Consider the following 26532-nt stretch of genomic DNA (forward strand, 5'->3'; position numbering starts at 1 on the left):
CACCCCCTCAGCCCTCCCCGACCGGCAGGGCCACCTCGAAGCTGGCGCCGCCGCCACGGATGTCGGCGGCGAATGTCCCGCCGCAGGTCGCTGCCAATTCCCCGACGACCTTCAGGCCGAGCCCGAAGCCGAGCGCAGTCCCGGTGTCGCCTGCGCCGCCTTTCACGCCGTCGTCTCGGACCCGCAATATGAACCTTTCGGCCTCGAGAGTGGTCGAGATGCTCACGCGCGAGCCGGCCGCGTGGCGTCGGGCATTGTCGAGCAGGTTCACGACGATGCGCTCCAGAACGCGGCCGTCAAGGCGCGCCGGCCGCCCGGCGCCGCCCGAAAAGGCGACAGCGCAGCCTGCCTCGCGCATGAGCGGCTCGTAACGGACGATGAGCGCGCCGACGACTGCATCTAGAATGAGCGGCGCCGTTCCGGCGGACTGGACGGGCTCGCCCCGGGCCTGGTGCACCGCTTCTTCGGCAATGGACCCGAGGCGCGCGATCTCCTCTTCGAGCACCGCACAATAGCGGCCGATGGGAGCCGTGTCCCGGCCGTGGCGGGCAATGAGATCGACATAGAGGAGAAGGTTGGACAACGGGGTGCGCAGATCGTGCGAAAGGCGCGCGGCGCACTCCGCGCGGCGGCGCTCTTCGGCGGCGGCATCGGCCTGTCTCCGGAAGAGGCTCCAGAGCGCCACGCCCCAGCCGATGGCGACGGGCGCGAGGACGGAGGCGCCGAGCGCCGCATGGGCGAATGCGGGATAAGGCGCCGCCGCGGCACGGATCTTCCAGCCCTCCAGCGGCCGGACAAGATCGATGCTCGCGGCGGGCTCCAGCGGACCGCCCTCGGGCGCAGTGCGCCACCGTGTCATCGACCCAGGATCGACGATCTCCACGGGCGCGTCCCCAAAATAGGTATTTGACGCCGTCTCCTCCGCCAGGGACCGCAGTGCCTGATCAGACGGCAGAGCGAGGCAGAGGGTTTGCGCCTCGCCGACCACCCGGCAAGAGACGAGCGTGGGGAGGTCGTCGATCGCCGACCATGCGAGGCCCCTTTCATCGCCCTTTGCGTGGGACCGGGCGAGGGAGAGGGCGGGCGCGAGCTTGGCGAGCTTCAGGATCTCCTGCAACAGGGCTGCGGTGGGGTCCTCCGGCGGGAAGGCCCGTCCCTCGCCGCGGAAGTGCACCGCAAATGCAACCGCGCCGTCGGACACGAGCCGGCGCAACACGTCCACCTCGTTCGTGCCTGCAGCCAGGGCGCCGAGCACCAGCGATTCACTTGCCTCCATCTCCTTCGTCACGGCCGCCTCGAGGCGCTTGCCGACCGCTGCGCCCCGCTCTCGCGCCGCCGCCAGGTTTCGCGCCTCGCCCGCCGTCCGCTCTATGTGGATCGTTCGCAGCGCCATGGCGGCGATGACCGCAAGCGGCACCGCGATCAGCGTGAGCGCGAGCCAGTGCCTCCGCCACCGGCGAGTCTCTTCCGAAGGCTCATCCCCCATGATCGCCATCATAAAATATCCAGTTAGCGCCAGCGTTTTTCCGCCGCTATTGTGCGCGCCGGCCGCACCCTTGGGCAATCGGGTGAAGGAGGCAGGCGTTCGGCCGGGGCTTCTCGGGCGTCGCCGCGCGGACGGAATCTAGAGAACCGTCTGCCGCAAGCCGCTGCTGGAAACGACGATGTTCCTGTACCGGCAACGGCCCGAGCGCCGCAGGAACACGCTGTTGGCGATGAGCCAGACGCCGACGATGTGCCTCGCGTCGCCGCCAACATGGGCCTTGTAGTCATCATGGACCGGACGGGCTTCCGAGAGCCACTGCCCGAGTTCGTCGCGTCCGGTCCGCACCACCATGTGGGTCTCGCGCCCCGCCCAGAGGGGCAGGGGGCAACGGAAGACGTGGCCTGACGGCAGGCCGGCGCTCCACATGTAAGTGAGGTCCTGCCCGTCATCGAACTCGACGGCGATGGACAGATAATCATGGGTGCCAATCTCGTCCTCCGGCGTGGGCGCCGGAAGCTCATCGACCACCCAGCTCCATTCGAGGGTGGCGCCGGGGGCGAGCTGCAGCGCCACCGGACGCTGCACGATTCCAACGCTCTTGTGGGTGGAACAGAGGATTTCCCTATTCGGCCCGGATCGGAAGGTGCCGTCGCCGTTGCCGAAGAGGAATATGCTTTTCCAGCCCGGCGGGAGTACGGGAACCTTGTCGAGCCGCGCGATCTCGTCGTGGATCAGCCCCGCCACGTCGCTCATGGCCGCAAGCCGGGCGAGGCCCGTGCGCGCATCGCCGTTCCATATGAGGGCGACCCCTTCGATCCGGCCTTCGGCGGCAAGGTAGACATCGGTGGGGGTCGCGAGATCGCCGTTGGGCGAGGCCCATTCTCCGGCGGAGCGGGCGATGGCGAGGGGGCCGTCCCGGTCCGCGGTCATCGTCCCGGTGTTCGCCATCGAATTATAGAGCTGGCCCTTGTCGGCGCGGGCGTGGAAAGCGACCCCCGGCTCCACCCAGAGGTCCGCCGCCCGCGCGAGATACCAGCGGCCGGCGAGAAGGAAGGTCACCTGCTGACCCGTCCTGACCTCGCCGAGCTCCTTCATCCACGGCAGGTCCTTCCCGCGAAGCTCGAAGGGGACGGCTCGGGCGAGCTCGGGAATACCGCGTTGGTGCAGCAGGGCCACAATGGCCCTAACACGCTCTCCTTCGTCCGGCAGTCCGCTTGCCCCGAGTCCGTCGCCGACGGCGCGCGCCGGAGTGAGGCCGGTGGCGAAGGCTCCGCCGGCCAAGGCGGCGGCGCCCATGCCGGTCAGGAACGAGCGCCTCGTTCCCATCTCCTTCGGCGGCCTCAGATCTGGGCAACATCCGCATAACAACATTGGCACTTCCCCTTTTGGTCCGATGTGAAGGCCGGACAGCCCCTCGGCGCACGCTACGATACGGCGCGGGAGAAGGGGTCAGGAGGGCGTTAGCGAAATGTCAGAAGATTGTGTGAAGCGGCGCGCCGCCGATGACGGACGCTCGGCCGCGCACCCAACCCATCGAGAGGGAAACCGGGTCAGCGACCGAGTTCTCTGCGATTCCCTCCCCCGCTCAATCCCGCTGCCACTGCCGCGCGCCCGGTCACGCTGTCGACTGCGCCCGGACCTGTGAGATCAGTCTGGCCCTGCCGCCCTATGGATCTCGCGCACCGAGACTTCAGCCAGACCAGCACGGCGATCGGTTCCGGACGAGATCATAGACGCAGTCGAGGTCGATGACCCTCGCCTCGACCGGCCCGCACAGCTCGAGCAGGTGATGCCAGTCCCTGCCGTTGCGGGCCAGCCGCGAGGCGTCGAAGCAGAGCACCGCGCCAATCTCGCCAGCGCAAAGCGCGGCGACGAGCTTCTCGAAGCCGGGGCGCGCGACCATGCCGCTCGCCGACCGGCCGAGATCGTCATCGATCACCTCGACGGTCCGGAAGCCGCGGCGCCGGGCGACGTCGACCGTAAGCGCTACGAACGCCCCACCTACCGCGGGAGCAGGAGATGAGGATCATCCGTCTGAGCTTCGCGAGGAGGCAGTTCGGATGGACAACGACGGTGATGATGCCATGCATCAAGACATGCATGAAGCCAATGATTATCGGCGGATCGAGGTGATCACGGGTCATCGGAAGCGGCGATCGTGGACGGCGAAGGAGAAGACCGAGATTGTGGCGGCGACGGTCGCCGGCGCGGCGCTCATCGAGCGTCTTTCATCCGCGGTGGAAAACTCCGGTGGCCGCATTTCCTCCTCCCGCCTCGATGTGGAGGGGCAGCGTTGGGGACCCGGCTTCCTTTCCGCCGAGGCCAGCCTCGACATCGAGGAAGCGGACCTGCAGAAGCTGCTCTACGACATCGAGGCCGGCTTGCCTTTCCTTTATGTGAGCGAATTGGCGATACAAAGCGGAACGGTGGCTTCCGACAGCGCGGGCGGCCGGCTGAAGGTCGGCTTCACCGTCTATGGCCGCTGGCAGGGGGCACCTTGAGTGCGCTCATGGGGGCGCTGCGGATTATCCTTCTGACATTGCTCCTCGCCGCGGCGCGGACCGGCGGGGAGGGGGCAGCGCACGCGGCCGATCTGTTCGACCCACCCATCGCCTCCGGTCTGGTGGAGATGCGCGCCGGGGCAGAGACCCACGACCTCGCCGAGGCGCTGGGAGGAAATCCGGTGCGGACGGTACCGCTGGAACGCCTCGCCGCGACCCGCGCGCGGCCGCTGTTCACGCCGTCTCGCCGGCCGCCGTCACCCCCGCTCAAGGCGTCGCCGCCCGCCCCGGCGGCCTCTGCCACAGCCACAGCCCCTGACCCGCCCCGTGTCGCCCTCATCGGCACGGTGGTGGGGGTGAGCGACGCCTACGGCATCTTCCGGATCGAGGCGACGGGCTCAGTGGTGCGCCTGCGCACCGGCGAGAGCTACAACGGTTGGGTTTTGCGTTCCGTACGCCGGCGCGACGCCGAACTTGAGAAAGACCACGGAACGGAGGTGCTGGTGCTGTCCGCGCGCGGGCAGGGCAGCGGCGCGATCGTTTCCGTCGGCCGGTCGGTTCCGGTCGAGCGGGCGCCGGACAGTGCACTGACCACAGCACGACCTACCCCACTGACGGGGTCAGCCCTTGAGGGCACGCACCGCGCTTCCCAGCCCGGTCGCAGGCGAGGCAATTAAGATCCATAAACAGATCATTTTATATAGTATGGATTATTTGTGGATCGAGATGGCATTTGACCCTTGCGGTAGGTGGCTTTAAGTCATAAACAGATCAGTCAATTATCTAATGGTCTATTTATGGAGCGTTTGGTGATGGCCAAGCCGATCACCCGTCCTTATTCCCGCTACAGCCACGACGCCGTTCTGCTGCTGGGGCAGCTCATCCGTCGCGCCCGCATCGAGCGCAAGATCACGGCCATGGAACTGGCCGAACGCGCCGGGATCTCGCGTGGGTTGGTCCAAAGGATCGAGAAAGGCGACCCCGGCTGCGCGATCGGCGCCGTCTTTGAAGCGGCGGCCGTGGTGGGCGTGCGGCTCTTCGATGCCGATCAGGGGGCGCTCACAAGCGCGATCGGCGCCAACGCGGCGATGCTGACGCTCCTGCCCAAGGCGGTGCACCCCTCGAAACTGGAGGCCAAGGATGATTTCTAAGGCGGGGCCGACCGAGGCGTTCGTCTGGATCTGGCTGCCGGACGAGACTGAACCGGTCGTCGCCGGCCGGCTCGCTGCGGTGGGCGCTCAGCTGCTATTCAACTACGGACGCAGCTATCTCGCGCGGAAGAACGCCATCCCGCTTTATGCGCCCGAGCTGCCTTTGCGCGCGGGCGTGCTGCCGCTCCTCAACGGACTGCACATGCCGAGCTGCATCCGTGACGCGGCGCCCGATGCGTGGGGACGGCGCGTGATCCTCAACCGGAAGTTCGGCGCGAAAGGAGAGAATATCGACGTCACCTCGCTCGACGAACTCACTTATCTTCTGGAGTCCGGATCGGACCGGATCGGGGCGCTGGATTTCCAGGCATCAGCGACCGAATACGTCGCCCGCGACGCGGCATCCGCCTCCCTTGGCGAACTGATGAACGCTGCGGCCAGCATCGAAAAAGGTCTCCCGCTCACTCCGGAACTCGACCGGGCGTTGCTGCACGGCAGCTCGATCGGTGGTGCGCGCCCGAAGGCGATGCTCGCGTCGGGTGACCGCAAGTATGTCGCGAAATTCTCCTCGCAAAGCGACCTCTACAGCGTCGTCAAGGCCGAGTATGTGGCGATGCGCCTCGCGGCCGCGAGCGGCATGAATGTCGCTCGCGTAGCGCTGGAGCGCGCAGCCGGGAAGGATGTTCTGCTGGTCGAGCGTTTTGATCGCGCGAAGTCTACGGAAGGCTGGCAGCGCCGTGCGATGGTCTCGGCGCTGACCCTACTTGAACTCGACGAGTTGATGGCGCGCTATGCCAGCTATGAGGATCTCGCGACGATCATCCGCCACCGTTTCGTAGCGCCGAGGGAGACGCTGAAGGAGCTCTTCAGCCGCATGCTTTTCAATGTGCTGTGTGGCAACACCGACGATCACGCCCGCAATCATGCCGCCTTCTGGGAGGGCCATAGGCTGATGCTCACACCGGCCTATGATATCTGCCCGCAGGCCAGGACGGGCGGCGAAGCAACCCAGGCCATGCTGATCGCCGGCAATGAGCGGTGGAGCCGGATCGCTCTGTGTCTCGATGCAGCTCCATTGTTCCTCCTCTCTCGCGAAGACGCGATGGCTTTGGCGGCGCACCAGATCACCGTGATCCGTGATCGGTGGGCGGTGATCTGCGCGGAAGCGGATTTGAGCGAAGTCGACAGAAACCTGTTGTGGCGACGGCAGTTCCTCAATCCCTTCGCTTTCGAGGGAGCGCCGCCTTTGCTCGCGGCGCTGCTGGCATGAGGCGGGCTCCGCGACGAACACAAGGCGTCCTGGCCTCCGTTCTTCAAGCTCGTCGTGGAAAGCCCGTCGTAGCGATGCAGAGCAGCGCCTATGATGCCATCGGAATTGACCGAAAGCGGGTCGTCGCCATGATTGAGTCACCGCCCGTATCAGGCCCTGGAAGCGGCAGCCTTTCAGGCAGCGTTGGCGGAACGTCAGATGGCGCGAGCGCATTCGACGTTTATACCGAAGGTGGCTTCCCCGAGGACTTCCGCGGAACCGTTCGCCTGACGCAGGTCTTTAGACCTTTTGACAGTTGAAGCGCCCGACCGCGAGGAAGAGGATTGGAGCGCCACCTCGGCGCCCGATCCGGAGGCCGGAGACGATCCCAGGCTCCGGCAGCGCCCGGAAAAAAGGGCGACAACACGGAGAAACATGATGACGGAAACGACCCACGTGATCGAAGCCACCGCCGCGGAATGGACCACCCCCGAGGTGGTCGAGATTTGCCTCGGCATGGAAGTGACCAGCTACGAGTCCGCCGATATCGACACCGTCGACTGAGCCGGAAGCGCGCCGGAGCCCTCTGATGCCCCTCACGCTCCATATCCTCGGCTCAGGCGCGGGCGGCGGCGTTCCCCAGTGGAACTGCCGCTGCCCTATCTGCGAACGGGCGCGGGCCGGCGACCCCATGGTCAAGGCCCGCACCCAGTCGAGCATCGCCGTGACCCTCGACGGGGCCCGTTACCTGCTCATCAACGCGTCCCCCGACATCCGCCAGCAAATGGCGCTGCTGCCGGCGCTCCACCCGCGCGAGGGGCTGCGCCACACGCCGCTGGCCGCCGCGCTCGTGACCAATGCCGACGTGGACCATATCGCCGGCCTGCTGTCGCTGCGCGAGTCCGAGCCGTTCGCCCTCTACGCCAGCGCCGAAACCCAGGATGCCCTCGCCCAGAACGGTGTCTTCGACGTGGTCAATCCCACCCTCGTTCCGCGTCGCACGGTGGCACTCGACGTGCCGGTCGAGCCATTGCCGGGACTTTCGGTGACGTTGTTCGCGGTGCCCGGCAAGGTGGCCCTCTGGCAGGAGCGCGGCGAGCCGGTGGTCGGCGAGACCACCGGCACCACGGTGGGCGTGCTCCTCAAAGGCGAGGGGCGCCGCATCGCCTATGTACCCGGCTGCGCCGAGGTGACCGATGCGGTGCGAGAGCGGCTCGCCGGCGGCGACGTGCTGCTGTTCGACGGCACCGTCTATGAGGACGACGATATGATCCGCGCCGGCGTCGGGACCAAGACCGGCCGGCGCATGGGCCACGTGCCCATGACCGGGCCCGAAGGCTCCGTCGCCCGGCTGACCGGAACCCCGCTGGGACGGCGGATCTTCGTGCACATCAACAACACCAATCCGGTTCTCGTTGAGGATTCCCTCGAGAACGAAGCCGTCCGTGCCGCCGGCTGGGAGTTGGCCCATGACGGGATGGAGATCACGCCGTGACGGCGGTGACGGCGGCCAGCGTGCCACGCTTGCCGCGCGGCGTCCGTCTGGAACGTGATTCGGCCCGGGGGATCTGGCTGCTGCTCGCCCCCGAGCGTATCTTCGAGCTTGATCAGATGGCGGTCGCCGTCATCGACGAGGTGGACGGCATTTCCTCCATCGCCGCCATCACCCGACGCCTGGCGCAGAAATATGCCGCTTCTCAGGCCCGCGTGGAGGCCGAGATCATCGCCATGATCGAGCGCCTCGTGGCGCAGCGGGTGGTGGATCTTCAGGAGTCCGCGTGATGTCCATGCAGCCGGAATTGGCACAGCGCGAGCCCGCATCTCGCGGGCCTGCGTATCGTCCCTGGGGCCTGCTCGCGGAACTGACACATCGCTGTCCGCTGGCCTGTCCCTATTGCTCCAATCCCCTCGCCCTCGTCTCCAAGAACGAGGAGCTGGACACCGAAACGTGGCTGCGCGTTCTCACCGAGGCGGCGGCCCTCGGGGTCCGGCAGGTGCATCTCTCCGGCGGCGAGCCGACCACGCGCTCCGACATCGTGGAGATCACCGCCGCCTGTCGGCGCCTCGGCCTCTACAGCAATCTCATCACCTCGGGCGTGGGCGCCGCCCGCGCCAAGCTGCCGGCTCTCGCCGAGGCCGGGCTCGACCATGTCCAGCTTTCCCTTCAGGGGGTGAACCAGACGCAGGCGGACGCCGTCGGCGGCCTTGCCGGCAGCCATCAGGCCAAGCTCGCCTTCGCCGCCGACGTGACCGCCTGCGGCCTGCCTCTGACCCTCAATGCAGTGATCCATCGCGGCAACATCCACGACACCGATGCCATGATCGATTTCGCGCTCCGCCTCGGCGCGCGACGGCTGGAGGTGGCACACACCCAGTTTTACGGCTGGGCGCTGGCCAACCGCGCCGCCTTGATGCCGGCCCGCGAAGATGTCGTCACCACCATCCGCAGGGTGCAGAAGGCGCAGGTGGAGCTGAAGGGGCGCCTCGCCATCGACCTCGTGGTGCCGGATTATTTCGCGCGCTACCCTAAGGCCTGCTGCGGCGGCTGGGGACGGCGTCTGATCAGCGTCACCCCTGCCGGCAAGGTGCTGCCGTGCCACGCGGCGGAGACCATCCCCGGCCTCACGTTCTTCTCCTGCTGGGAACGCTCGCTGGCGGAGATCTGGGCCTCGCCGGCCTTCGAGGCGTTCCGCGGCACCGACTGGATGCAGGAACCCTGCCGCTCCTGCGACCGCAAGGAATGGGATTTCGGCGGCTGCCGCTGCCAGGCATTCGCGCTCACGGGAGACGCCGCGGCCACGGATCCCGCCTGCTCCTTCTCGCCGGAGCATGCGCGGATCAGCGCCCTCGCCACGCAGGAAAGCACCTCGGCGCCGCCGCCGTACATCCCCCGGCGCGCCGCGAAGGACGTCGTCTCGGCGTGACGGCGGGAGATCAGGGACCCCTCCCCGCCTGATCCTGCCGCGACTACCGAGCGCCCGGTCGCGCCGCAGGCTACCCGGATCCCCGAAATCCGCCAGGCCCTACGCCCGATGGACCCCGCCCGCCGGGCCTTCGTGCCAGACAAGCACGTGATGGGTTCCGGACGAGGGCCGCGACGCCCCGCGCCCACACGCAAAGCCGCGCCTACGGCACCGGGACAGGGGAAAAGGATGGTGCAGCGAAACGGAGCGCAGTCGAGCCCGCGTGGCCGCTCAGCGGGTAGCGCCGCGCGCAAACGGAAATGGTGCGCTCTGGCGGAACGGTTTCGAACCCAAGGGGTTGGCAACGCCGAATGGCCGTCGCCGACGGTTCGGAACCCCTCTGGAGCGAAGCGGTCGAAGACCGCGACAGCGTGAAGAGAAGACAGTGGTGCGGGCGGTCGGACTCGAACTGACACTCTGTCACCAAGAACGGATTTTGAATCCGTCGCGTCTATCAGTTCCGCCACACCCGCAGGGCCGCCATCATAGTCCATCATAAGCGCGGACGGCGCGCGATTCCATCCGGCTGCATGGGTGCTCATATGCCTTGAGGTCCACGCCATGTCCAGGTGGCCCTCCCGCCGTCCGCGCAAGAGGGTTATTCCCTTCTCCCCGCTGCGGCGACACCCTGCTCAGGGTCCCCTTGCGGTGAAAAATGGCCGACCGCTTCCAGCCATGGTCGCAAGCGGTCGGCCAGTGCCGCCCCGGGGGGGGGGAGGAACGCTGCAGTTCGACGAATGTCTCCCAGGGGGGTCCGTCAATGCAGCTCGGCCAGCGCCGTATCCATGACCTTCTGCGCCTTGCCGGGATGCTTCATCGCCTTCGCTGCATCCAGATTGATCGGCTCGCCGACCGCGATGGCCATCACCATGCCCATCGCGTAGTGCGGCCGGCATTTGACGCCGTAGACGCCCGGCACGGAGAAGGTATGCGAGACGGTCTCACTCGGCTTACCGGCGAAGGGCTCCGCGCCCTCCGGGGCCATATTGCGAATCAACTCGGCATTGTGGCCGGGGTCCACCGAAACGAAGGTCACCGTGTCGCCGGGCGCGATCTTCAGGGCGTCGGGCTGGAACACCATCATGCCCTTCTCGCCCTTGCTCAGCATCTTCACCTGGAAATCGGTGGCCTGCGCGGGCGCCGCCACGAGCAATCCCGCGACAATTCCGAGCCAGGGGGCCTGCTTCCTGATCATGATCATCCTCTCCTTTGGCCCGGCGGTGCCGGGAGCTTGGCATGCGTCAATCGGGGCGGAAGGCGCCGGGCGGAATGTTGCCCGGCGTTACATAGGCGTAGTGCAGCGCGTCCAGCTGCGCCCACAGCACCTCGGTCTTGAAGGTGAGCGCCGCGAGCACCGCGCGCTGTTGCTCGACCGTGACCGCGTGGCGTTTCACATAATCGAGCGCGAACTGGGCATCGCGCGGCGCCTGATCGAGGCGGCGGCGGAAATAGGCGACCACCGTCTCGTCGATGAAGCTGTAGTTCTTCAGCATGCCGGCGATGCGGCGGCGATGGATCGAGGGGGCGAACAGCTCCGTCAGGCTGGAGGCGACGGCCTCCAGAAGCGATTTCTCGCGCACGAAACGCACGTAGGCCTCCACCGCGAACCGCGTGGTGGAAAGGGCGCCCTGCTGCGAGACCACATAGTCCCGGTCGAGCCCGAGCCCATCAGTGAGGATCAGCCAGCGCTCGATGCCGCCCGGGTCCTCGCAGTTGCCGTCGTGATCGGTCACACGATGCAGCCACTCGCGTCGCAGCTCGCGGTCCTCGCAGCGGCCGATGAGCGAGGCGTCCTTGCGCGGAATGGCGGCCTGATAGCAGTAGCGGTTGAGCGCCCAGGCCTGCACTTGCCCCTTGTCCAGATGGCCGCCGTGCAGCAGGTCATGGAAGGGGTGAAGGTCGTGGTAGCGCTCGGTCCCGATGGCGCGTAGCGCCGTCTCCAGATCAGCGGGGCTCATGGGGGCCGATCCCGTGTCGAGCGCCAGGATGAAGTGTTTGTTCATGGCCAGATCTCCCTGCCGTCGCGGGCCGAACACGGCCCGTTGCCCGCGTTCCGTGCCCTGATGCACGGGGGCCACGGTCCTACGCCCGGCGGCAGCGCTCGCCGCGGCTGCTCCGCGCGGCCCGCCTTGGCTCGACCGCTGCGTCTTGCGCATGGGGCCGGGACAAGGGACGCGGCGACGCGCTTTGATCTGTCGCAAGAGGGCCCTCTCGAGCTCCCGTCCGTCTACCTCAGGTCGATCGTGGCCTTCACGGCCCCGACCGCCACGTGTGGATTCGCCGGAATGCTGACAGCCGGTCGAAATGCCGTCAACGCGAACAAGGTCGATTCGACCGAAAGTACAAAATCTATACAGGCCAGGTGGTGCGATCTTCTGGAAGGCTGCGCGATTCTGTTGTTGGCGTGCGTGGAAGGTGTTAAACGCGACGCGCATTGACGATGACGCCGCCGCGCACGCTTGAAAATCCCGGCAGCGGCTGACAGGCTCGCGGTGCCGATGAAGCCCGTCGCCGGGCTCGATTGTGCGGAGTGTTCCTTGACCCTAGAGGCTTTGGTCGAAGCAGGTCCGGTGCTCGGCGTGGACGGCGTGAGCTATGCCTATGGAGCCCGGAAGGTTCTGTCAGGGGTGAGCTTTGCGGTGCGCCCGGGCCAATTTCACACGCTCCTCGGCCTCAACGGCGCGGGCAAGACCACCCTGATTTCCCTGATCACGGGGCTGTTTCACACCCGGACAGGACATATGGCAGTGATGGGCCACGACATCGCCCGGACCCCCATCATGGCGCTCACCCGTCTCGGCATCGTCTTCCAGGCGCGCACGCTCGATCCGGACCTGACGGTGCTGCGCAATCTCGCTTATCACGGCGCGCTGCGTGGCCTGCCCCCCAAGGTCGTCCGGGCGCGCGCGCTCGACATCCTCGAGCGCTTTGCCCTCGCCTCGCGCCGGGACGATCCCGTCCGCACTCTCTCTGGTGGTCAGCAGCGCCGGGTGGAGATCGCCCGGGCGCTGATCCATGAGCCGTCCGTGCTGGTGCTCGACGAGCCGACGGCGGGCCTCGATCCGGCCGCCCGGACAGACATCGTGGCGCTCGTCCGCGCGCTGGTGGCCGAGCGGGGCCTCGGCGTCCTGTGGACCACCCATCTGTTCGACGAGATCGTGCCGAGCGACGCGGTGACGGTGCTGCACCAGGGCCGCGTGCTGTTCGACGGCATCGCGCAGGAATTGGCGCAGGCCGGCTCCCTCGGCGAAGGCTTCCGCCGGCTGACAGAAAGGGTTGCCCCATGAGCGATCGGGTCAGCGGTGGGACCAGCGCCTGGGTCCATTGCTTCCTCGGCATCCTGACGCGCGAGATGCTGCGCTTCGTGATGCAGCGCGGACGCTTCCTCTCCGCGCTGGTGCGTCCCCTGGTCTGGCTGTTCGTCTTCGCCGCGGGCTTCCGGACGGTGATGGGGATGTCGATCATCCCGCCCTATGCGACCTACGTGCTCTATGAGGTCTATGTCACGCCCGGCCTCTCGGCGATGATCCTGCTCTTCGGCGGCATGCAGTCATCCCTGGCCATGGTCTACGATCGCGAGATGGGATCCATGCGCGTGCTGCTGACAAGCCCGTTCCCGCGCTGGTACCTGCTGATCGCCAAGCTGGTGGCGGGGGTCATCGTCGCGGTGGCGCAGGTCTATGTCTTTCTCGCCATCGCCTGGTTCTGGGAGGTGAAGGCGCCGGCCTTCGGCTATTTGACGGCGCTGCCAGCCCTCATCCTTTCCGGTGTCATGCTGGGCGCCATCGGCCTGCTTCTTTCCTCCATGATCAAGCAACTCGAGAACTTCGCCAGCGTGATGAACTTTGTGATCTTTCCGATGTTCTTCACTTCCTCGGCGCTCTACCCCATCTGGAAGATCGAAGAATCGAGCCCGCTGCTGGCCTTCATCTGCCGCTTCAACCCATTCACCCACGCGGTGGAGCTGATCCGCTTCGCCCTCTATAATGAGGTGGCGTGGACCAGCCTTGCGGTGGTTGCCGGGGCGAGCCTCGTCGCCTTGGCATGGTCGGTCGCGGCCTATAATCCCGCGCGCAGCGCCGCGACCTTCCGGGCGCTGGCGCGCAATTATACCAACGGCCATTGAGGGTGACTCTCTGGGGCTTTCGGTTGAGTGCGATCGCTGATTCCATGGTGCGGGGAGGATTCGCGCCATGGCCTCTGCGGTGAAGCTTCGGACGGACTACTCGGCTTCGGATTTGCGGCGGCTCGCCGCTGCTTCGAAACACGCCAGCCAGAGCCGGCGGCTGCTGTCGCTGGCAGCGGTCCTTGATGGGATGGATCGCGCCGAGGCGGCTCGGATCGGTGGCATGGATCGTCAGACCCTGCGCGATTGGGTTCACCGCTTCAACGCGCTCGGCCCCGACGGGCTGCGCGACATCCGCTCCAAGGGCCATCCGCCCCGGCTGTCGAAGGCGCAGCTGGCCGAACTCGCTGAGATCGTCGAGACCGGCCCGGATCGCAGGGTCCACGGCGTCGTCCGGTGGCGGCGACTCGACCTGAGGAAGGTCGTCGCGGACCGCTTCGGCGTCGCATACCACGAGCGAACCATCGGCAAGATCCTCAAGGTGATCGGCTTCTCGCACATCAGCGCCCGCCCCCGTCACCCGGGGCAGGACCCCGAGGTCATGGAGGACTTCAAAAAAACTTCTCCCGCACCCTGAACGCTCACGTCGGGCACCTGCCGAAGGGGCGCCGCATCGAGGTCTGGTTCCAGTGTATGGTTCACCTCCGGTTTGCAAGAAGAAACGACGGCCCAGAAGACCCTGCTTCAGCGTATCCGGCTTGTTTGAGGGCAGATCATGCCCGAGCCACAATGGGAGCCGCTGGGATGCGTTCCTTACAAGACGACCAGATCCTTTGATCTCCTGCCACCACCAGGTTTCGCATATCCAGTTGAAGCAGAGAAACAATCTACTGGAACCATCAGGTTGCGCATCTGATCATATCCACGGTGCCATCGTTTTCCTCTCGCAAGTCATTCGAACAAGCCTTATGCAGGGCGCGGTTCGAAAATCGTATTGTGGGTTAAAAGTGCCCAAATGACACGTGCGACCTCATGAATCCCCTCATTTTCGCAGGGACTCATATTGGCCAAATTTCGTGGACAAATGACGCGCATCGAGAATTCCATCCCAGCGAAGCGTGGCCATGAACCATCCGATCAAGCGCGTTGAATTTGTTAAAAAATATCTCGATGGCATATTCGCCGACGATCTTCACGCCAAGCGCGTGATGTCACTTGCCAATGGCGCGCTCGGCGTCATGACGGGCGCGTCGCTTGCGGTGTCGATGATCGGCCAATCCCTGGCCCAAGCGCGGGGCCTGCTGAGCAAGCACGCCATCAAGCAGGTCGATCGGCTATTGAGCAATCAGGGCGTCGTCGTGTGGGACATGTTCGCCTCGTGGGTGGCGGAAGTTGTTGGCGCGCGCAAGACGATTGTCGTTGCCATGGACTGGACGGATTTCGACGCTGACGGTCAGGCGACGCTGGCCTTGAGTCTCGTCACCAACCACGGGCGGGCCACGCCCTTGTTGTGGCTGAGCGTCTTGAAGGACGAGTTGAAGGACCAGCGCAACGACTTCGAGGACCTCTGCCTTGCCCGCCTGGCGCAGGTGTTGCCCGAGGGTGTCGCGGTGACGATTCTGGCCGATCGTGGCTTCGGCGACGCCAAGCTGTTCGACTTTCTCGACACGTTGGGGTTCGCCTATGTCATCCGGTTTCGCGGCAATATCCATGTCAGCGCGGCCGATGGGCAAACGCGCCCGGCCCCCGCGTGGGTAGGCAAGGGAGGACGAGCGCGCAAGCTGCGCGACGCCGAGGTTACGGCGGGCCGGCACAAGGTTGGGGCGGTCGTCTGTGTTAAGGCCAGGGATATGAAAGAGGCTTGGTGTCTGGCCGCCAGCAACGCCGAGGCGACAGCGCGCGAGATCATGAACTATTACGCCAAACGCTGGACGATCGAGCCGGGATTTCGAGATATGAAGGACCTTCGTTTCGGCATGATGTACCTCCGTTGCTGGACGGACTGATTATCCGCCAGAGGGAGGAGGCGAACCATCCCATAAGATGAGGCCCGGATCGGTCAGAAGAACGGCATCGTCCGGCAATGGGCGCGGCGCGGAACGCGACCCCGCCAGCCCGCCGACCAGCGCTACGACAATGCCTGGCTGTTCGGGGCCATCTGCCCGGCGCGCGGCGTCGGTGCCGCCTTGACGCTGCCCTATATCGGTACCGAGGCCATGCAGATGCACCTCGACGAAATCTCGACCATGGTTGCTCGGGGATCGCACGCCGTGCTGCTGCTCGATCGCGCCGGATGGCACACTACGAGGATGCTCACCGTCCCGAACAACATAACGCTGATCTTCCTGCCGTCGCGCTCGCCGGAGATGAACCCGGTCGAGCAGATCTGGCAATATCTGCGATCGAACTTTCTCTCCAACCGCGTCTTCGAGACCTACGCCGACATCGTCGATGCCGCCTGCGAGGCGTGGCGCAGCCTCACCGAAAACCCAGAAACCATCACATCCATCGGCATGCGCCAATGGGCGCATATCGGTCATTCATAAGGGCCGTTGGTATAACGAGACCTGTGCGCGGTTGGCTTATCGTGCTGATTTGATGAATGGAATGCGGTCTTTGGCGGGTTGCTGGTGAGGATGCCGGCCCTCTGTTGATCACCGACGCCGGAGGTCGGCAACTTCTCGAACCTCCCCTACGCGGCAGCTGCGAGGATGCTCAGGGTTCGTCTCATGTTGGAGGCGATTGCGGTGAGGCGGATCTGCAGGGAAGCCTTCGCCAAACCCAACCATCGGATCCGCCGGAGCCCATAGGATCGCTTCCAGGTCCCGAAGATCTTCTCGATCCGGCCCCGGATCCGGTGGATCGGTTGGTTTCAGGCATCGAGCCGGGCCAGGGTCTCCTGCTCGTCATGCCCCCACATGTGGGTGGCGACGATGCGTGGCGTTCCGCCCTTGCCCCGAACGGCCGCCCGGAACGTCTCGCCGCGGTAGGCGCTGTCGGCGAAGACCTGACCGGGATCGTCGGGAAGGGCGCCGCCGCCGGCCTTGCCGTCATGAACGTTGGCCGGGGTGATGGCGATCTCCTCGACCAGCGCAGTGTCGGCGTCGGCACCGACATGGGCCTTGAAGCCATGAACCGCCGGCTTGCGCTTGTGCTTGACCCACCGCGCTTCCTCGTCGCCCTTGCTGGCGGAAGCGATGATGGTGGCGTCGACGAGCGTGCCGGTCTTCACCCGCACCGCATTGGCCTTCAACTGGGCCGTCACATCGTCGAACAACACCTCGTCGAGCCCTCGGGTGGTCAACGCCTTGCGGAAGCGAACGAAGGCGGTGCGTTCCGGCGTCGGCTCGGCGCCGGAGAAACCACAGAACCGGCGGAACGACGCACGATCGTCGAGAGCCTCGGCGAGCTTCACGTCCGACAGGTCGTACCAGACGGCGAGCAGCAGCGCCTTGAACAGCGCCAGAGGCAGCCAAGCCGGCTCGCCCTTCGCCGCGCAGGAGATATCGGCGAGCCGCAGATCGACGCAAGCCCAGTCGATCAACGTCGCCAGATCGTCCAAGGAAGAATGCCGACGCCCCGCATCGCCGAACCCGAAGCTCTCCTGCCCGATCCGCCGCCGCGACATGGAACACCTCAATCCATTGCGTTGATTGAGTGAATCATGTCAGCTGGCTATCGTCGAGAACTATCCGCGCACAGGTCTCATAACGTAACGCGCGATCCAGCCGCCGAGAGGCCTCCTCCGCCCCGCGTCGCAGGGAGCCGCCCTACTTGGTTGGCCGGATCGCCGCGCCCCAGGGATAGCGCCCCACCTTCACCGTGCGCACCGCCGTCAGCGAGGGCACGTCGATCTCGGTGACGTCGCCCGAGACGCCGTTGGTGACCCAGAGTCGGTCCTCCTCCGGGGTCAGATCCATATGCCACACGCGCCGACCCACCAGGATGTACTTGATGACCTCGTAGGTCTTGGCATCCACTACTGCCACTTGGTTGGCCGGGCCGAGCGCGACGAAGACATACTTACCATCGCGGGTCATGCGCATGCCCACCGGCTGGACCTTGTCCTTGGACACGCCCGGGATCTTGAAGGAAATCTTCCGTCGGATGGCGCGGCTGGCGGTCTCGATCACCGCCACCGCGCCACCGATCTCCGAGGAGACCCACAGCTCCTTATCGTTGTGACTGAAGATAGCGAAGCGCGGGCGGGGACCGACGAGAATGTTGTCGGTCACGGTGAGGGAGGCGAGATCGATCCAGTGGGCCATGTTGGTGGTCTCGGAGGTGACTATGGCGAAGCGCCCGTCGTGGGAGACGGCGACGCCCTCCGGCTCCTCGCCCACCTTCACCTGGCCCGCGACAGTGCGGCTGTCCACATCGACAATGGTGGCGATGGCATCGTTCTCGTTGGCGATGATCAGGCGCCTGTTGTCTGGATGTAAGGCGAACTGCTCCGGATCGGCACCGGACGGCAGGTTGTGGATGACCTTCCTGGTGGCCACATCGACCACCTGGACCGTGTCGCCGTCGGAGGCGCAGACATAGAGCTTGGAGAAGTCCGACGAAAAGGTGATGCCGCGCGGCCGGCGGCCGACCGGAATCTCGTCGATAACCTTCCCGCTGGTGGTATCGACCACGGAAATCTTGTTGTCCTTCTCGCTGGAAACGTAGAGCAGATGGGCGGACGCAGGCGGGGCGAGCGCAGTGAGCGCAGCAATGAGGGCGAGGCAGCGGATCGGCACGGGCATTCCTCCAGAGATCTTGCGGTCGTCGACCGGGCTGTTATTCGGGTGACGGGAACGGACACTTCGTCTCCGGCGCGTCGCGCCCGAGGGTGTCTAGCTCCGTGACCCGATGCTCGAAGCCAGGAATTGGGGCGAAGGCCGTAACGCCCTCGCCGTGGGTCAGCGCGATGGGCTGGCGCAGCTGCCGGTTCCACGGCCGGAATGTGGCCATGGCCCCCTTGTAGCCGCCGAGGGCAAAGGCGGGCGCGGTCAGCGCTGCGGCGATCGTTCCCGGCTCGGTCGAGCCGCTGCGGGTGACCGCCTCGCCGAGGGCGCGTACGGCCATGAAGGCGGCGTAGTCGTAGGCATCCATCGCCCGGCCGTTGATCTTCATGAAACGGTCCTGTATCTGCGCTGCTGCCCAGCCGCGGACGCGGTCGTTCCAGGCCGTGGGCGTCAGGCCGGTCGAGCCGGCCACTGGCCGGGGCAGCCAGGTAGCATAGGGGAACTGGCGACCAAAATCGCGGGTCTCGTCGGCGACCACCACCACGTCATAATCGCCGGCCTGGGTCAGCACCGGGATCTCCTGCGAGGCGGTGCGTCCATCGGTCGGGTCGGCCCAGATCTTCTCGGCGACGACCTTGAGCCTGAACTTGACGGCGGAGGCGCGGAAGGCATCGGCGAGCAGGCCGTCGCCCGCCTCGGGGCCGCGCACCAGCAGGAGATGGCTCCAGCGTTTCTTCGCGAGATATTGCATCAAGGCGTCGGCGAGCATGTCGCGCGAGGGCAGCGTGTGGAAGAGGTTCGCCCGGCAGTCCGCCTCCCGGAGGCGCGTGTCGGGGGCGCCGGAGTTGAACACAAGCCCGCCGGCGGGCTTGGCGAGATCGGCCGCTGCCAGCACCTCGTCGGCCGGTGCATCGATGATCAGGTAGCGCTCACCGGCGTCTAGCGCCGCCTTGACCGCGTCCAGCAGACGGCCGTCCTCGGGGACGCTCCGCTCACCGAGGACCCAGCTCTGGCCGGAAAACCGGCCCGTCGCCGCGTTATCGAGAAATCCGAGCCGGGCTCCTTCCAGCCCTCCCTTCGGCGGTAGGGGCGGGGTTTCGGCCTCGAATCCAAGGGCCGGCACCTCCCGCGTGATGAACGACACGCGAATGTCGAGCTGGGCTGCTCCTACGCGACTGCCAAAAAACGGGAAAGCAGCCAGCGGCAGTGCGGCTCCTGCCACGCAGCAAAATCGAAGGCAGCACATAAAAATAAAAAAGAGTATCTTCTGCATTATTGTTTATCCGAGGTCTTTCTCCAGCCACAGCCTAGCACCGGCGCGCCTCCGGTTCCAGGGGACAATTATCGACCCAAGCACAAGTTGTGATGCGTGAATTTTGTACCAAAGAACAACTTTACGCCGAAGGGGTGATGGCGATAGTTTCCAGGTCTTCACAAACTAAAGGCGAAAGAGCCGCCCCGGGGCATCCCGGGAAGGAAAATTGAAAGCGGTCATTGTCCTCGGGAGGAGGCATTTAATGTTCACTCGTGTTTCCGCATGGCACCTTGTCCGGATCGGCGCTGTCATGGCCGCCGTTTCCGTCGGCCTTCTGGTGGGCGTTGGCCCGCGGTCGGCTGGCGCACACGGCGATGTGATCCCGCAGCCGGTCGACACCGCCGGCCTCAACAACGTCGGAGCTAGCTGGCTCAAGGAAAACCCCTATCGCCTGAAGGGCGGCGAGCAGTACAAGAAGGCCATTGAGGTTGGCGAGCACGGTTATGCTGCCAATTGCGCGCGCTGCCATGGGCTTCAGGTCATCTCCGGCGGTATCGCTCCGGATCTGCGCTACCTCGACGACGGCGCAGAGGGCGATGAATGGTTCATGAGCCGCATCCGCGGGGGCTTTTCGCAGAACGGTACCTATAAGATGCCGCCCTTCGAGAACGTGCTGAACCAGGAGGCGATGTGGGCTATCCGTTCCTATATCGAAACCCGTGAAAAATAGGTTCTGGCTCGTGGCGCTGCTGGCGCTTGTCGCCGCGCCGGCCGCCGCCCGGCCGCTCGATGACGTTCTGAGTTCGGGCACGCTGGTCATAGCTGTCTATCGGAATTTTGCGCCTTGGTCGTTCGAGGAGAGCGGAACGCTCACCGGAATCGACGTAGAGATTGGCCGTCTTCTCGCTGAGCATCTTCATGTGGCGCCGAAGTTCCTGGCGCGCATGCCCGGCGAGGACGTGGACAGCGATCTGCGCGCCAACGTCTGGCGCGGCGACATCGTCGACCGCGTGATGGCCGACGTGATGCTGCATGTGCCGGTGGACAAGGAGCTTGGCCTCCGCAACGACATGGTGGTGATCTGCTGCGCCTACGAGCAGGAGCGCATGGCGGTGGTCGTCGATCCCGAAGCCGTTCCGGCCGTGAGCTTCGGCGCCTTCCGCAACCGCAAGATCGCGGTGGAGGGGGGCTCCACGGCCGATCTCCTGCTTTCAGCGCTCTACAACGGCGCGATCTCCGACAATGTCCGGCGTGCGACGAGCTTTGAGGCGGCGGTGGCACAGTTTTCCTCAGGCGAGGTTCCGGCCCTGATGGCGACGCGGGCGCAAGTGGAATGGGCGGCGGCGAAGGCCGGGCGTCGGGTTTCGGTGGAGGAATGGCCGCTCCTCGGCGTCGTGAAGACCTCTTGGCCGGTTGGCCTCGCGACGCGGGTGGATGCGCACGACCTAGCCTATGCGCTGGAGGATGCGCTGACCGAAGCGGCCAAGGACGGCCGGCTTGCCGCCATCCATGCGCGGTTCAACGTGACTTGGCAGCCGCCCGCGAATTGAGCTCCGGAGAGGTTCTACCACTAAGCATTGGCAGCCAAACCGCCAGTGTTCCGATGATCGCAGGAGGCTGCAGATTAGCACCTATTGGCAATAAACTCGGTGCGGCAGGGCGCGTATCATCGTCAGGCTATCGATGAACGCCCGGAGAGGCGCACCGGACAGGGGCTCGCCCGCGGCAGGGAAGAGAAACGCACCAGGAGGAACGCATTCCATGACGATCAGAAAATTCGCACTCGCGGCCCTGAGCATAGTTTCGCTCGTGGCCGGCGTCGGATGGGTGCACGCCGAGGGGCCGACCATCGCCGACTTGCTCAAGGATCAGGACAATCCGAAGAGCGTGCTCACCAATGGCCTCGGAGTCCAGGGCCAGCGCTTTTCTCCCCTCGACAGGCTGAACAGGAACAACATCAAGGGACTCGTTCCCGCCTGGGCGTTCTCGTTCGGTGGCGAGAAGCAGCGCGGGCAGGAAGCCCAGCCGATCGTCTATGACGGCACCATCTACGTCACGGCCTCCTACTCGCGCATCTTCGCGGTCGAATCGCGTACAGGCGAGAAGCTCTGGGAGTACGAGGCCCGGCTGCCGGAGGGCATCCTGCCCTGCTGCGATGTGGTCAACCGCGGCGCGGCGATTCTCGGCGACAAGGTATTCTTCGGTACGCTCGACGCCCGGCTCGTTGCGCTCGATGCCAAAACCGGCAAGGTGGTGTGGCGCAAGAAGATCGACGATTTCGAGGCGGGCTATTCCTATACCGCCGCGCCCCTGATCGTCCCCTCCAAGCGCGGCCCGCTGCTAGTAACCGGGGTCTCGGGCGGCGAGTTTGGCGCGGTGGGCCGCGTTGAGGCGCGTAACCCTGAGAACGGCGAGCTTGTCTGGTCGCGCCCGGTGATCGAAGGCTTCGTGGGCCTGCTGGACGGCAAGCCCTCCACCATGACCGGCAAGGCGGGCGAGACCTGGCCAGGCGAGATGTACAAGACCGGCGGCGGCGCCACCTGGCTCGGCGGCACCTATGATCCGGAGACCAACCTGATCTTCTTCGGCACCGGCAATCCGGCGCCGTGGAACTCCTACACCCGTCCAGGCGACAACCGCTGGACGGCGTCGCGGCTTGCCCTTGATCCCGACACCGGCGAGATCAAATGGGCCTTCCAGACCACGCCCCACGACGGCTGGGACTTCGACGGTGTGAACGAGTTCATCTCGTTCGACCTCAAGAAGAACGGCGCCACCGTCAAGGCGGGCGCCACGGCCGATCGCAACGGCTTCTTCTACGTGCTCGACCGCACCAACGGCAAATTCCTCTCGGCGACGCCGTTCGTAAAGCAGATTACCTGGGCCAAGGGCATCGGCCCGGACGGCCGGCCGATCTACAATGAGGAAAGCCGCCCCGGCGATCCCTCCAAGGCCGAGCCCGGCAAGCCCGGCAAGTCGGTGTTCTCGGTGCCGTCGTTCCTCGGCGGCAAGAATTGGATGCCGATGGCCTATTCGAAGCAGACGGGGCTGTTCTACGTGCCGTCCAACGAATGGGGTATGGACATCTGGAACGAGCCGATCACCTACAAGAAGGGCGCGGCCTTTCTTGGCGCCGGCTTCACCATCAAGCCGATCTTCGAGGATCACATCGGCTCGCTGAAGGCGATCGATCCGGCGACCGGCGAGATCAAGTGGGAGTATAAGAACAAGGCGCCCCTGTGGGGCGGCGTTCTGACCACCGCTGGCGGCCTCGTCTTCATGGGCACGCCGGAAGGCTACCTCAAGGCGTTCGATGCGAAGACCGGCGAGGAATTGTGGAAGTTCAACACCGGTTCCGGTATTGTTGGGTCACCAATCACCTGGGAGCAGGACGGCGAGCAATGGGTCGGCGTCGTCTCCGGGTGGGGTGGCGCAGTTCCGCTCTGGGGTGGCGAGGTCGCCAAGTTGATCAAGAACATCAGCCAGGGCGGCTCTATGTGGGCCTTCAAGCTGCCGAAGACCGTTGCTGCGAAATAAGGGTAGCCGAGAATGCTTCCTAGCGGAGGCGATCGATTGGGTCAATGCGGCGCCGGACAAGCTCCGGCGCCGCACCGGAGCAGGCGCTATGCACAAGTTCCTAATCATCGACGACCATCCGCTGTTCCGTGAAGCGATCCAATTGGTCATTCAGTCGGTCTATCCCAAGGCCGAGATGCACGAGGCCGCCAGCGTCGATGCCGCCATCGAGGTGATTTCGGGCCAGCGGCGCGGCTATGATCTTGCGCTGCTCGATCTCTCGATGCCTGGAACCAAGGGTTTCGACGGCCTCCTGATGATCCGCTCACGATTTCCCCGTCTGCCGATCTTGATGATCTCCGGCCTTGATGACCAGGGTGTCGTCCGCGAGGCGCTGAGCTATGGCATTTCCGGCTTTGCCTCGAAATCCGCGAAGAAGGCGGAACTGGCCCAGGCGGTGCAGAAAGTCATCGGCGGGTCCGTCTATCTGCCGGACGGGTACGAAAGTGGGGCGACATCCTCCGGCAGACCGGAGAATTTGGAGCTTATAGCGCGGCTCTCCAGCCTGACATCCCAGCAGATGCGAGTGCTGCAAATGCTCCGGCAGGGCAAGTTCAACAAAGAGATCGCCCATGAACTCGACGTGGGCGAGACGACGGTGAAAGCGCACATCTCCGGGATCCTGCGCAAGCTCAACGTCCTCTCGCGCACCCAAGCGGTAATCGAAACGTCCAAGATTAATTTCAATCAGATCCTCGACGAGGACGCTGGCCACCAGCACTGAACGACGCCGGCGCAAAGCTCGGGGTGCAGGCCGGCACCTGGTGGGTCTTCTTTCCGCGCCTACTCCAGCAAATGGGCCATGAGCGCGCGCAGCTCGGCTGGTTTGACCGGCTTGCGCAGCAGCTCGATGCCGGCGGCAGCGACACGGGCCTCGGTTTCCTCGCTGTAGTCAGCAGTCACGACGATGGCCGGCACATCGACCCCGCAGCTTGCGTGGACAGCAGCAATGGCGTCGAGGCCGGAGCCGTGGTCGAGATGGTAATCCACCAGCAGCAGATCGGGTGCGCGGCCACGCTGGGCGACCACCTCCTCCATCTCGCTCAGGTCGCAGATGGGAACCGCCTTGCAGTCCCAGCGCTTGATGAGCTCCGCGGTGGCCTCGCGCACCGCCGAATCGTTATCGATCACCACGACAAGGGCGCCGGACAGGCCCCTGCCCTGGCTTGGATGATCCTCGAACGGCTGGGCGAGGGGCAGCGGCAACCCTTCGGTCCGCGGTAGCTCCACGGAGAACTTCGAGCCCCTACCCACCTCCGACTCCAGCGCCAGGCGGTGCCCGAGGGCGCGGATGAGGCGCTGTACAATGGAGAGGCCCAACCCCAGCCCCACCACCTCCGGTTCGGATGCCGCGCCCTTGCCGCGGTGGAATTCGTCGAAGATGGCGCAATGCTGGTCTTTGGGGATGCCGGAGCCGGTGTCGATCACCTCAATGCGGATCCAGTCGTGCCGGTGTCTGACCCCCACCAGCACGCGCCCCTTCTCCGTGTAGCGCAGGGCATTTGAGACGAGATTCTGCAGGATCCGCTTCAGCATCAGCGGATCGGTGGAGACGTGGACGCTGGATGGCACCACCCGGAGGTCGAGATTGCGAAGATGGGCGATAGGTGCGAAGTCGTTGGCAAGATCTGACAGCAATTGCCCGAGCGCCACCGTGCTCACCTGCGGGATCACCACGCCGGCATCGAGCTGGGAGATGTCAAGCAGCGACTTCAGCAGGCTTTCACTGGTGAAGAGCGCGCGTTCGACCCGTAGCGTCAGGCGGTGCCCCTCGTCACTGGTCTGGACCTCGTCGAGGGCCGAGAGGGTGAGGCGCGCGGCGTAGAGGGGCTGCAGCAGGTCATGGCCCGCCTGGGCCAGGAAGCGCGTCTTGGCGCGGCTCGCCCGCTCGGCCAAGTTCTTCGCATCGGCGAGCTCGGCGTTGACCTGCTCCAGACGGCGCAGCGTCCGCGAGAGCTGACAGGTGCGCTCGCGCACCTGTCGCTCAAGGCCGATGGCGGTCTGGAATAGGGAGAAGGCGCTTCCCTGGCCGTTGTCCACCGCCCGTTCTGCGCGATCGATCAGGACCGAATTGATCTTCTCGAGCTTCGCGACGCGCTGCTCAAGCTCGGCAATCCGCGCTTGCAGATCGGGAGTAGATGCCGGATCGAGAGCGGAGTGACGCATCTCACACTATTGCCGGCGGCCGAATGCAACTCCAGAGAACGTATGGTTCAGGTGCATGGCATTATACTGCTCTCCGTAAGTGCTAAAACCGAACACACGGAAACGCCTAAAGATGTCTGAAATCTGATGGACGATCTGGCGATTTTCCGCTTCGAGCCGGCGATGGATGCAGTCGAAGCCCAGCACGAAGTCCAACCCGCCGAGCCTGTTTTCGAGACTTGACAGAGTTTCCTCAAGTGTCGCGACCATGTCCTTCGTCTTCGCGACGGTCAGGATCACGCCGGTATCGATTGCGCAATAGAACGACAAACTGTTGTCATCGTTCAGTTTCTGGATCGAACGGCAATAATATTCGCCCCCCACCCGCACCAGCAGGGGGTGAGCCGCAAAGTTTATGCCGATGCGGACATCCGGATCGACATGGGCGGCCTCGGCGAAGGCGAGCCATGCGGACTCGGCATTGAGTTCGGTCACCACCCGAAGGTCGGGATCGCAGGCGGTCACCACCAGCTTGCTCGAGGTCGGCAGGAAATGGTCGGACTTGAAGAGCTCGAAGGGGCGATCGGTTCGAATCAGCAGCACCAGGTTCGCGCCGCGGAAGGTGCGCCCGTCGCAGAAGGCAAAAGTTGAAGTGAAGGCGAGGTCATCGCCGAGTGATCCGCCCACCATCGGGATGTCGTCCAGCGCCCCCTGCAAAGCGGCAAGAACCAGCTCCTCATGCCGGCCTAGGCCGTCGAGAAGGGTGAGCGCGAACCCGTGCCCCGCTTCCGCCGTCCGGTCGAGATCGAGGCGGTGGCAGAGCTCGGCGACCAGCTCGGCGACCAGCTCGACGCTGAAATCGTCAGTGGTCTCGAAATAGGAACACGCGATGTCGAAGTCGTCCTTGGGGAAGGCCAGGGCCACAAGGCTGCGATCGGCGATGCCGGTGGGCCCGATCTCCCCCGCTGTTGAGCAACCGGCGTGAGGCACATCTGGAAAGTGGGCGGCAAGACCGTCGACGATGTCGCGGGGGTCATAGTAGGACGAGGCGAAGATCAGCAGGAATCCGACGTCGTGCACCCGCGCCGCGCCCGCAATCTCAGCGATGGCGTCGCGCCCGTTGGCGCGATTGGACCAAGCCGCAACCACACCTCCATCCCATACGACCGGAACGGACGCGCCACACTTCTCCGCCCTCAGGTGAGTGAGCATCACCATGCGTTCCTCCCAATTGCGGGCCAATCTTGCCGGCCCATTCTTATTAGTTGGCCGAAGCCAAAGGGAATTATCCCTGATGCGCCATAGGCAGGCAAGGAAATTGAACCGGTGGTAGTGGGTCAGTTTGAAAATCTGTTGCGATGACCGGGGGCGGTGGAGAACCCTCTCCCGCTTGCGGGGGAGGGCAGGGAG

At 65.2% G+C, this 26532-nt stretch carries 23 protein-coding genes, 1 tRNA gene and 4 pseudogenes; 17 read left to right on the forward strand and 11 right to left on the reverse strand.

The window, feature by feature from the left end; translation table 11 throughout:
• Positions 1-7: 7 nt before the first annotated feature.
• The 3 genes and pseudogenes from K9U40_RS14380 to K9U40_RS14390 form a co-directional block, all read right to left on the reverse strand.
• On the reverse strand, positions 8-1498 hold the full coding sequence (locus K9U40_RS14380) for a sensor histidine kinase (protein WP_282890859.1): 1491 nt from the start codon (positions 1496-1498) through the stop codon (positions 8-10).
• A gap of 126 nt (positions 1499-1624) precedes the next feature.
• Positions 1625-2812, reverse strand: coding sequence for a DUF3047 domain-containing protein (locus K9U40_RS14385; RefSeq protein ID WP_282642964.1), 1188 nt, complete (start codon positions 2810-2812; stop codon positions 1625-1627).
• A 400-nt stretch (positions 2813-3212) separates the two neighbouring features.
• Positions 3213-3464, reverse strand: a pseudogene (locus tag K9U40_RS14390) (recombinase family protein); the annotation flags it as partial.
• Positions 3465-3546: 82 nt separating this feature from the next.
• Between K9U40_RS14390 and gspM the strand changes: the two are divergent.
• The 8 genes from gspM (at position 3547) to pqqE (ending at position 9311) form a co-directional block, all read left to right on the forward strand.
• The gene (gene gspM, locus K9U40_RS14395; protein WP_282642963.1) at positions 3547-3987 is read left to right on the forward strand and encodes a type II secretion system protein GspM; all 441 of its coding nucleotides are present in this window, start codon (positions 3547-3549) and stop codon (positions 3985-3987) included.
• The gene (locus K9U40_RS14400) at positions 3984-4664 is read left to right on the forward strand and encodes a hypothetical protein (protein WP_282890860.1); all 681 of its coding nucleotides are present in this window, start codon (positions 3984-3986) and stop codon (positions 4662-4664) included. The genes gspM and K9U40_RS14400 overlap by 4 nt, the downstream gene beginning before the upstream one ends.
• Positions 4665-4799: 135 nt before the next feature.
• Positions 4800-5138 (forward strand): helix-turn-helix transcriptional regulator, encoded by a 339-nt coding sequence (locus tag K9U40_RS14405; RefSeq protein WP_282641323.1) that lies wholly within the window; start codon positions 4800-4802, stop codon positions 5136-5138.
• Positions 5128-6408, forward strand: coding sequence for a type II toxin-antitoxin system HipA family toxin (locus K9U40_RS14410; RefSeq protein ID WP_282890861.1), 1281 nt, complete (start codon positions 5128-5130; stop codon positions 6406-6408). Before K9U40_RS14405 ends, K9U40_RS14410 begins: the two co-directional genes overlap by 11 nt.
• Before the next feature lie 414 nt (positions 6409-6822).
• Positions 6823-6951 carry a pyrroloquinoline quinone precursor peptide PqqA gene (gene pqqA / locus K9U40_RS14415; protein ID WP_282641320.1) on the forward strand — a complete coding sequence of 43 codons (129 nt, stop codon included), beginning with the start codon at positions 6823-6825 and terminating at the stop codon, positions 6949-6951.
• A 25-nt stretch (positions 6952-6976) separates the two neighbouring features.
• Positions 6977-7882: a pyrroloquinoline quinone biosynthesis protein PqqB gene (gene pqqB, locus K9U40_RS14420; RefSeq protein ID WP_282641319.1), complete on the forward strand. Its 906-nt coding sequence runs from the start codon at positions 6977-6979 to the stop codon at positions 7880-7882.
• Positions 7879-8169: a pyrroloquinoline quinone biosynthesis peptide chaperone PqqD gene (pqqD, locus tag K9U40_RS14425; protein ID WP_282641318.1), complete on the forward strand. Its 291-nt coding sequence runs from the start codon at positions 7879-7881 to the stop codon at positions 8167-8169. The genes pqqB and pqqD overlap by 4 nt, the downstream gene beginning before the upstream one ends.
• Positions 8170-8174: 5 nt before the next feature.
• On the forward strand, positions 8175-9311 hold the full coding sequence (gene pqqE, locus K9U40_RS14430; RefSeq protein ID WP_282641327.1) for a pyrroloquinoline quinone biosynthesis protein PqqE: 1137 nt from the start codon (positions 8175-8177) through the stop codon (positions 9309-9311).
• A gap of 425 nt (positions 9312-9736) precedes the next feature.
• Here pqqE and K9U40_RS14435 read toward each other — a convergent pair.
• The 3 genes from K9U40_RS14435 to pqqC form a co-directional block, all read right to left on the reverse strand.
• Positions 9737-9823, reverse strand: a tRNA-Leu gene (locus tag K9U40_RS14435).
• A gap of 284 nt (positions 9824-10107) precedes the next feature.
• Positions 10108-10497, reverse strand: a complete 390-nt coding sequence (locus K9U40_RS14440; RefSeq protein ID WP_349239435.1) for a pseudoazurin — start codon at positions 10495-10497, stop codon at positions 10108-10110.
• A 94-nt stretch (positions 10498-10591) separates the two neighbouring features.
• Positions 10592-11353 (reverse strand): pyrroloquinoline-quinone synthase PqqC, encoded by a 762-nt coding sequence (pqqC, locus tag K9U40_RS14445; RefSeq protein WP_282890863.1) that lies wholly within the window; start codon positions 11351-11353, stop codon positions 10592-10594.
• 534 nt (positions 11354-11887) lie between these two features.
• Here pqqC and K9U40_RS14450 point away from each other — a divergent pair.
• The 5 genes and pseudogenes from K9U40_RS14450 to K9U40_RS14470 form a co-directional block, all read left to right on the forward strand.
• Positions 11888-12637: an ABC transporter ATP-binding protein gene (locus K9U40_RS14450; RefSeq protein ID WP_282890864.1), complete on the forward strand. Its 750-nt coding sequence runs from the start codon at positions 11888-11890 to the stop codon at positions 12635-12637.
• Positions 12634-13476 (forward strand): ABC transporter permease, encoded by an 843-nt coding sequence (locus tag K9U40_RS14455; RefSeq protein WP_282890865.1) that lies wholly within the window; start codon positions 12634-12636, stop codon positions 13474-13476. Before K9U40_RS14450 ends, K9U40_RS14455 begins: the two co-directional genes overlap by 4 nt.
• 67 nt (positions 13477-13543) lie before the next feature.
• Positions 13544-14160 (forward strand): annotated as a pseudogene (locus tag K9U40_RS14460) (winged helix-turn-helix domain-containing protein); the annotation flags it as partial.
• A 380-nt stretch (positions 14161-14540) separates the two neighbouring features.
• Entirely contained in the window at positions 14541-15422 is an 882-nt protein-coding gene (locus tag K9U40_RS14465) for an IS4 family transposase (RefSeq protein WP_282890866.1), read from the forward strand.
• Positions 15423-15458: 36 nt separating this feature from the next.
• A pseudogene (locus K9U40_RS14470) lies at positions 15459-15962 on the forward strand (IS630 family transposase); the annotation flags it as partial.
• A gap of 146 nt (positions 15963-16108) precedes the next feature.
• On the opposite strand, the pseudogene K9U40_RS14475 reads toward K9U40_RS14470, so the two are convergent.
• From K9U40_RS14475 to K9U40_RS14485, 3 genes and pseudogenes are all read right to left on the reverse strand, one after another.
• Positions 16109-17044: pseudogene (locus K9U40_RS14475) on the reverse strand (IS5 family transposase).
• Between the two features lie 142 nt (positions 17045-17186).
• Positions 17187-18164 carry a PQQ-dependent catabolism-associated beta-propeller protein gene (locus tag K9U40_RS14480; protein WP_282890867.1) on the reverse strand — a complete coding sequence of 326 codons (978 nt, stop codon included), beginning with the start codon at positions 18162-18164 and terminating at the stop codon, positions 17187-17189.
• Between the two features lie 34 nt (positions 18165-18198).
• Complete coding sequence (locus tag K9U40_RS14485) at positions 18199-19419, reverse strand: ABC transporter substrate-binding protein (RefSeq protein ID WP_282890868.1); 1221 nt, start codon at positions 19417-19419, stop codon at positions 18199-18201.
• Positions 19420-19663: 244 nt separating this feature from the next.
• Here K9U40_RS14485 and pedF point away from each other — a divergent pair, with 244 nt between their 5' ends.
• The 4 genes from pedF to K9U40_RS14505 all read left to right on the forward strand — a co-directional run bounded on the left by pedF (position 19664) and on the right by K9U40_RS14505 (position 23701).
• Positions 19664-20131 carry a cytochrome c-550 PedF gene (gene pedF / locus K9U40_RS14490; protein ID WP_394107466.1) on the forward strand — a complete coding sequence of 156 codons (468 nt, stop codon included), beginning with the start codon at positions 19664-19666 and terminating at the stop codon, positions 20129-20131.
• Positions 20121-20951, forward strand: coding sequence for a substrate-binding periplasmic protein (locus K9U40_RS14495; RefSeq protein WP_282641312.1), 831 nt, complete (start codon positions 20121-20123; stop codon positions 20949-20951). The genes pedF and K9U40_RS14495 overlap by 11 nt, the downstream gene beginning before the upstream one ends.
• A 211-nt stretch (positions 20952-21162) precedes the next feature.
• Positions 21163-22938 (forward strand): PQQ-dependent methanol/ethanol family dehydrogenase, encoded by a 1776-nt coding sequence (locus tag K9U40_RS14500; protein WP_282890869.1) that lies wholly within the window; start codon positions 21163-21165, stop codon positions 22936-22938.
• A gap of 88 nt (positions 22939-23026) precedes the next feature.
• Complete coding sequence (locus K9U40_RS14505; RefSeq protein WP_282641310.1) at positions 23027-23701, forward strand: response regulator transcription factor; 675 nt, start codon at positions 23027-23029, stop codon at positions 23699-23701.
• 59 nt (positions 23702-23760) lie between these two features.
• Here the strand turns inward: K9U40_RS14505 and K9U40_RS14510 are convergent, their stop codons facing one another.
• Positions 23761-25143 carry a hybrid sensor histidine kinase/response regulator gene (locus K9U40_RS14510; protein WP_282890870.1) on the reverse strand — a complete coding sequence of 461 codons (1383 nt, stop codon included), beginning with the start codon at positions 25141-25143 and terminating at the stop codon, positions 23761-23763.
• Positions 25144-25149: 6 nt separating this feature from the next.
• A complete protein-coding gene (locus tag K9U40_RS14515) occupies positions 25150-26340 on the reverse strand; it encodes an FIST signal transduction protein (RefSeq protein WP_282641308.1) in 1191 nt (396 codons plus the stop codon).
• Between the last annotated feature and the right edge of the window lie 192 nt (positions 26341-26532).

Origin of the sequence: Xanthobacter autotrophicus (genome assembly GCF_030015065.1) — a bacterium.
Lineage (GTDB): Bacteria > Pseudomonadota > Alphaproteobacteria > Rhizobiales > Xanthobacteraceae > Xanthobacter > Xanthobacter autotrophicus_D.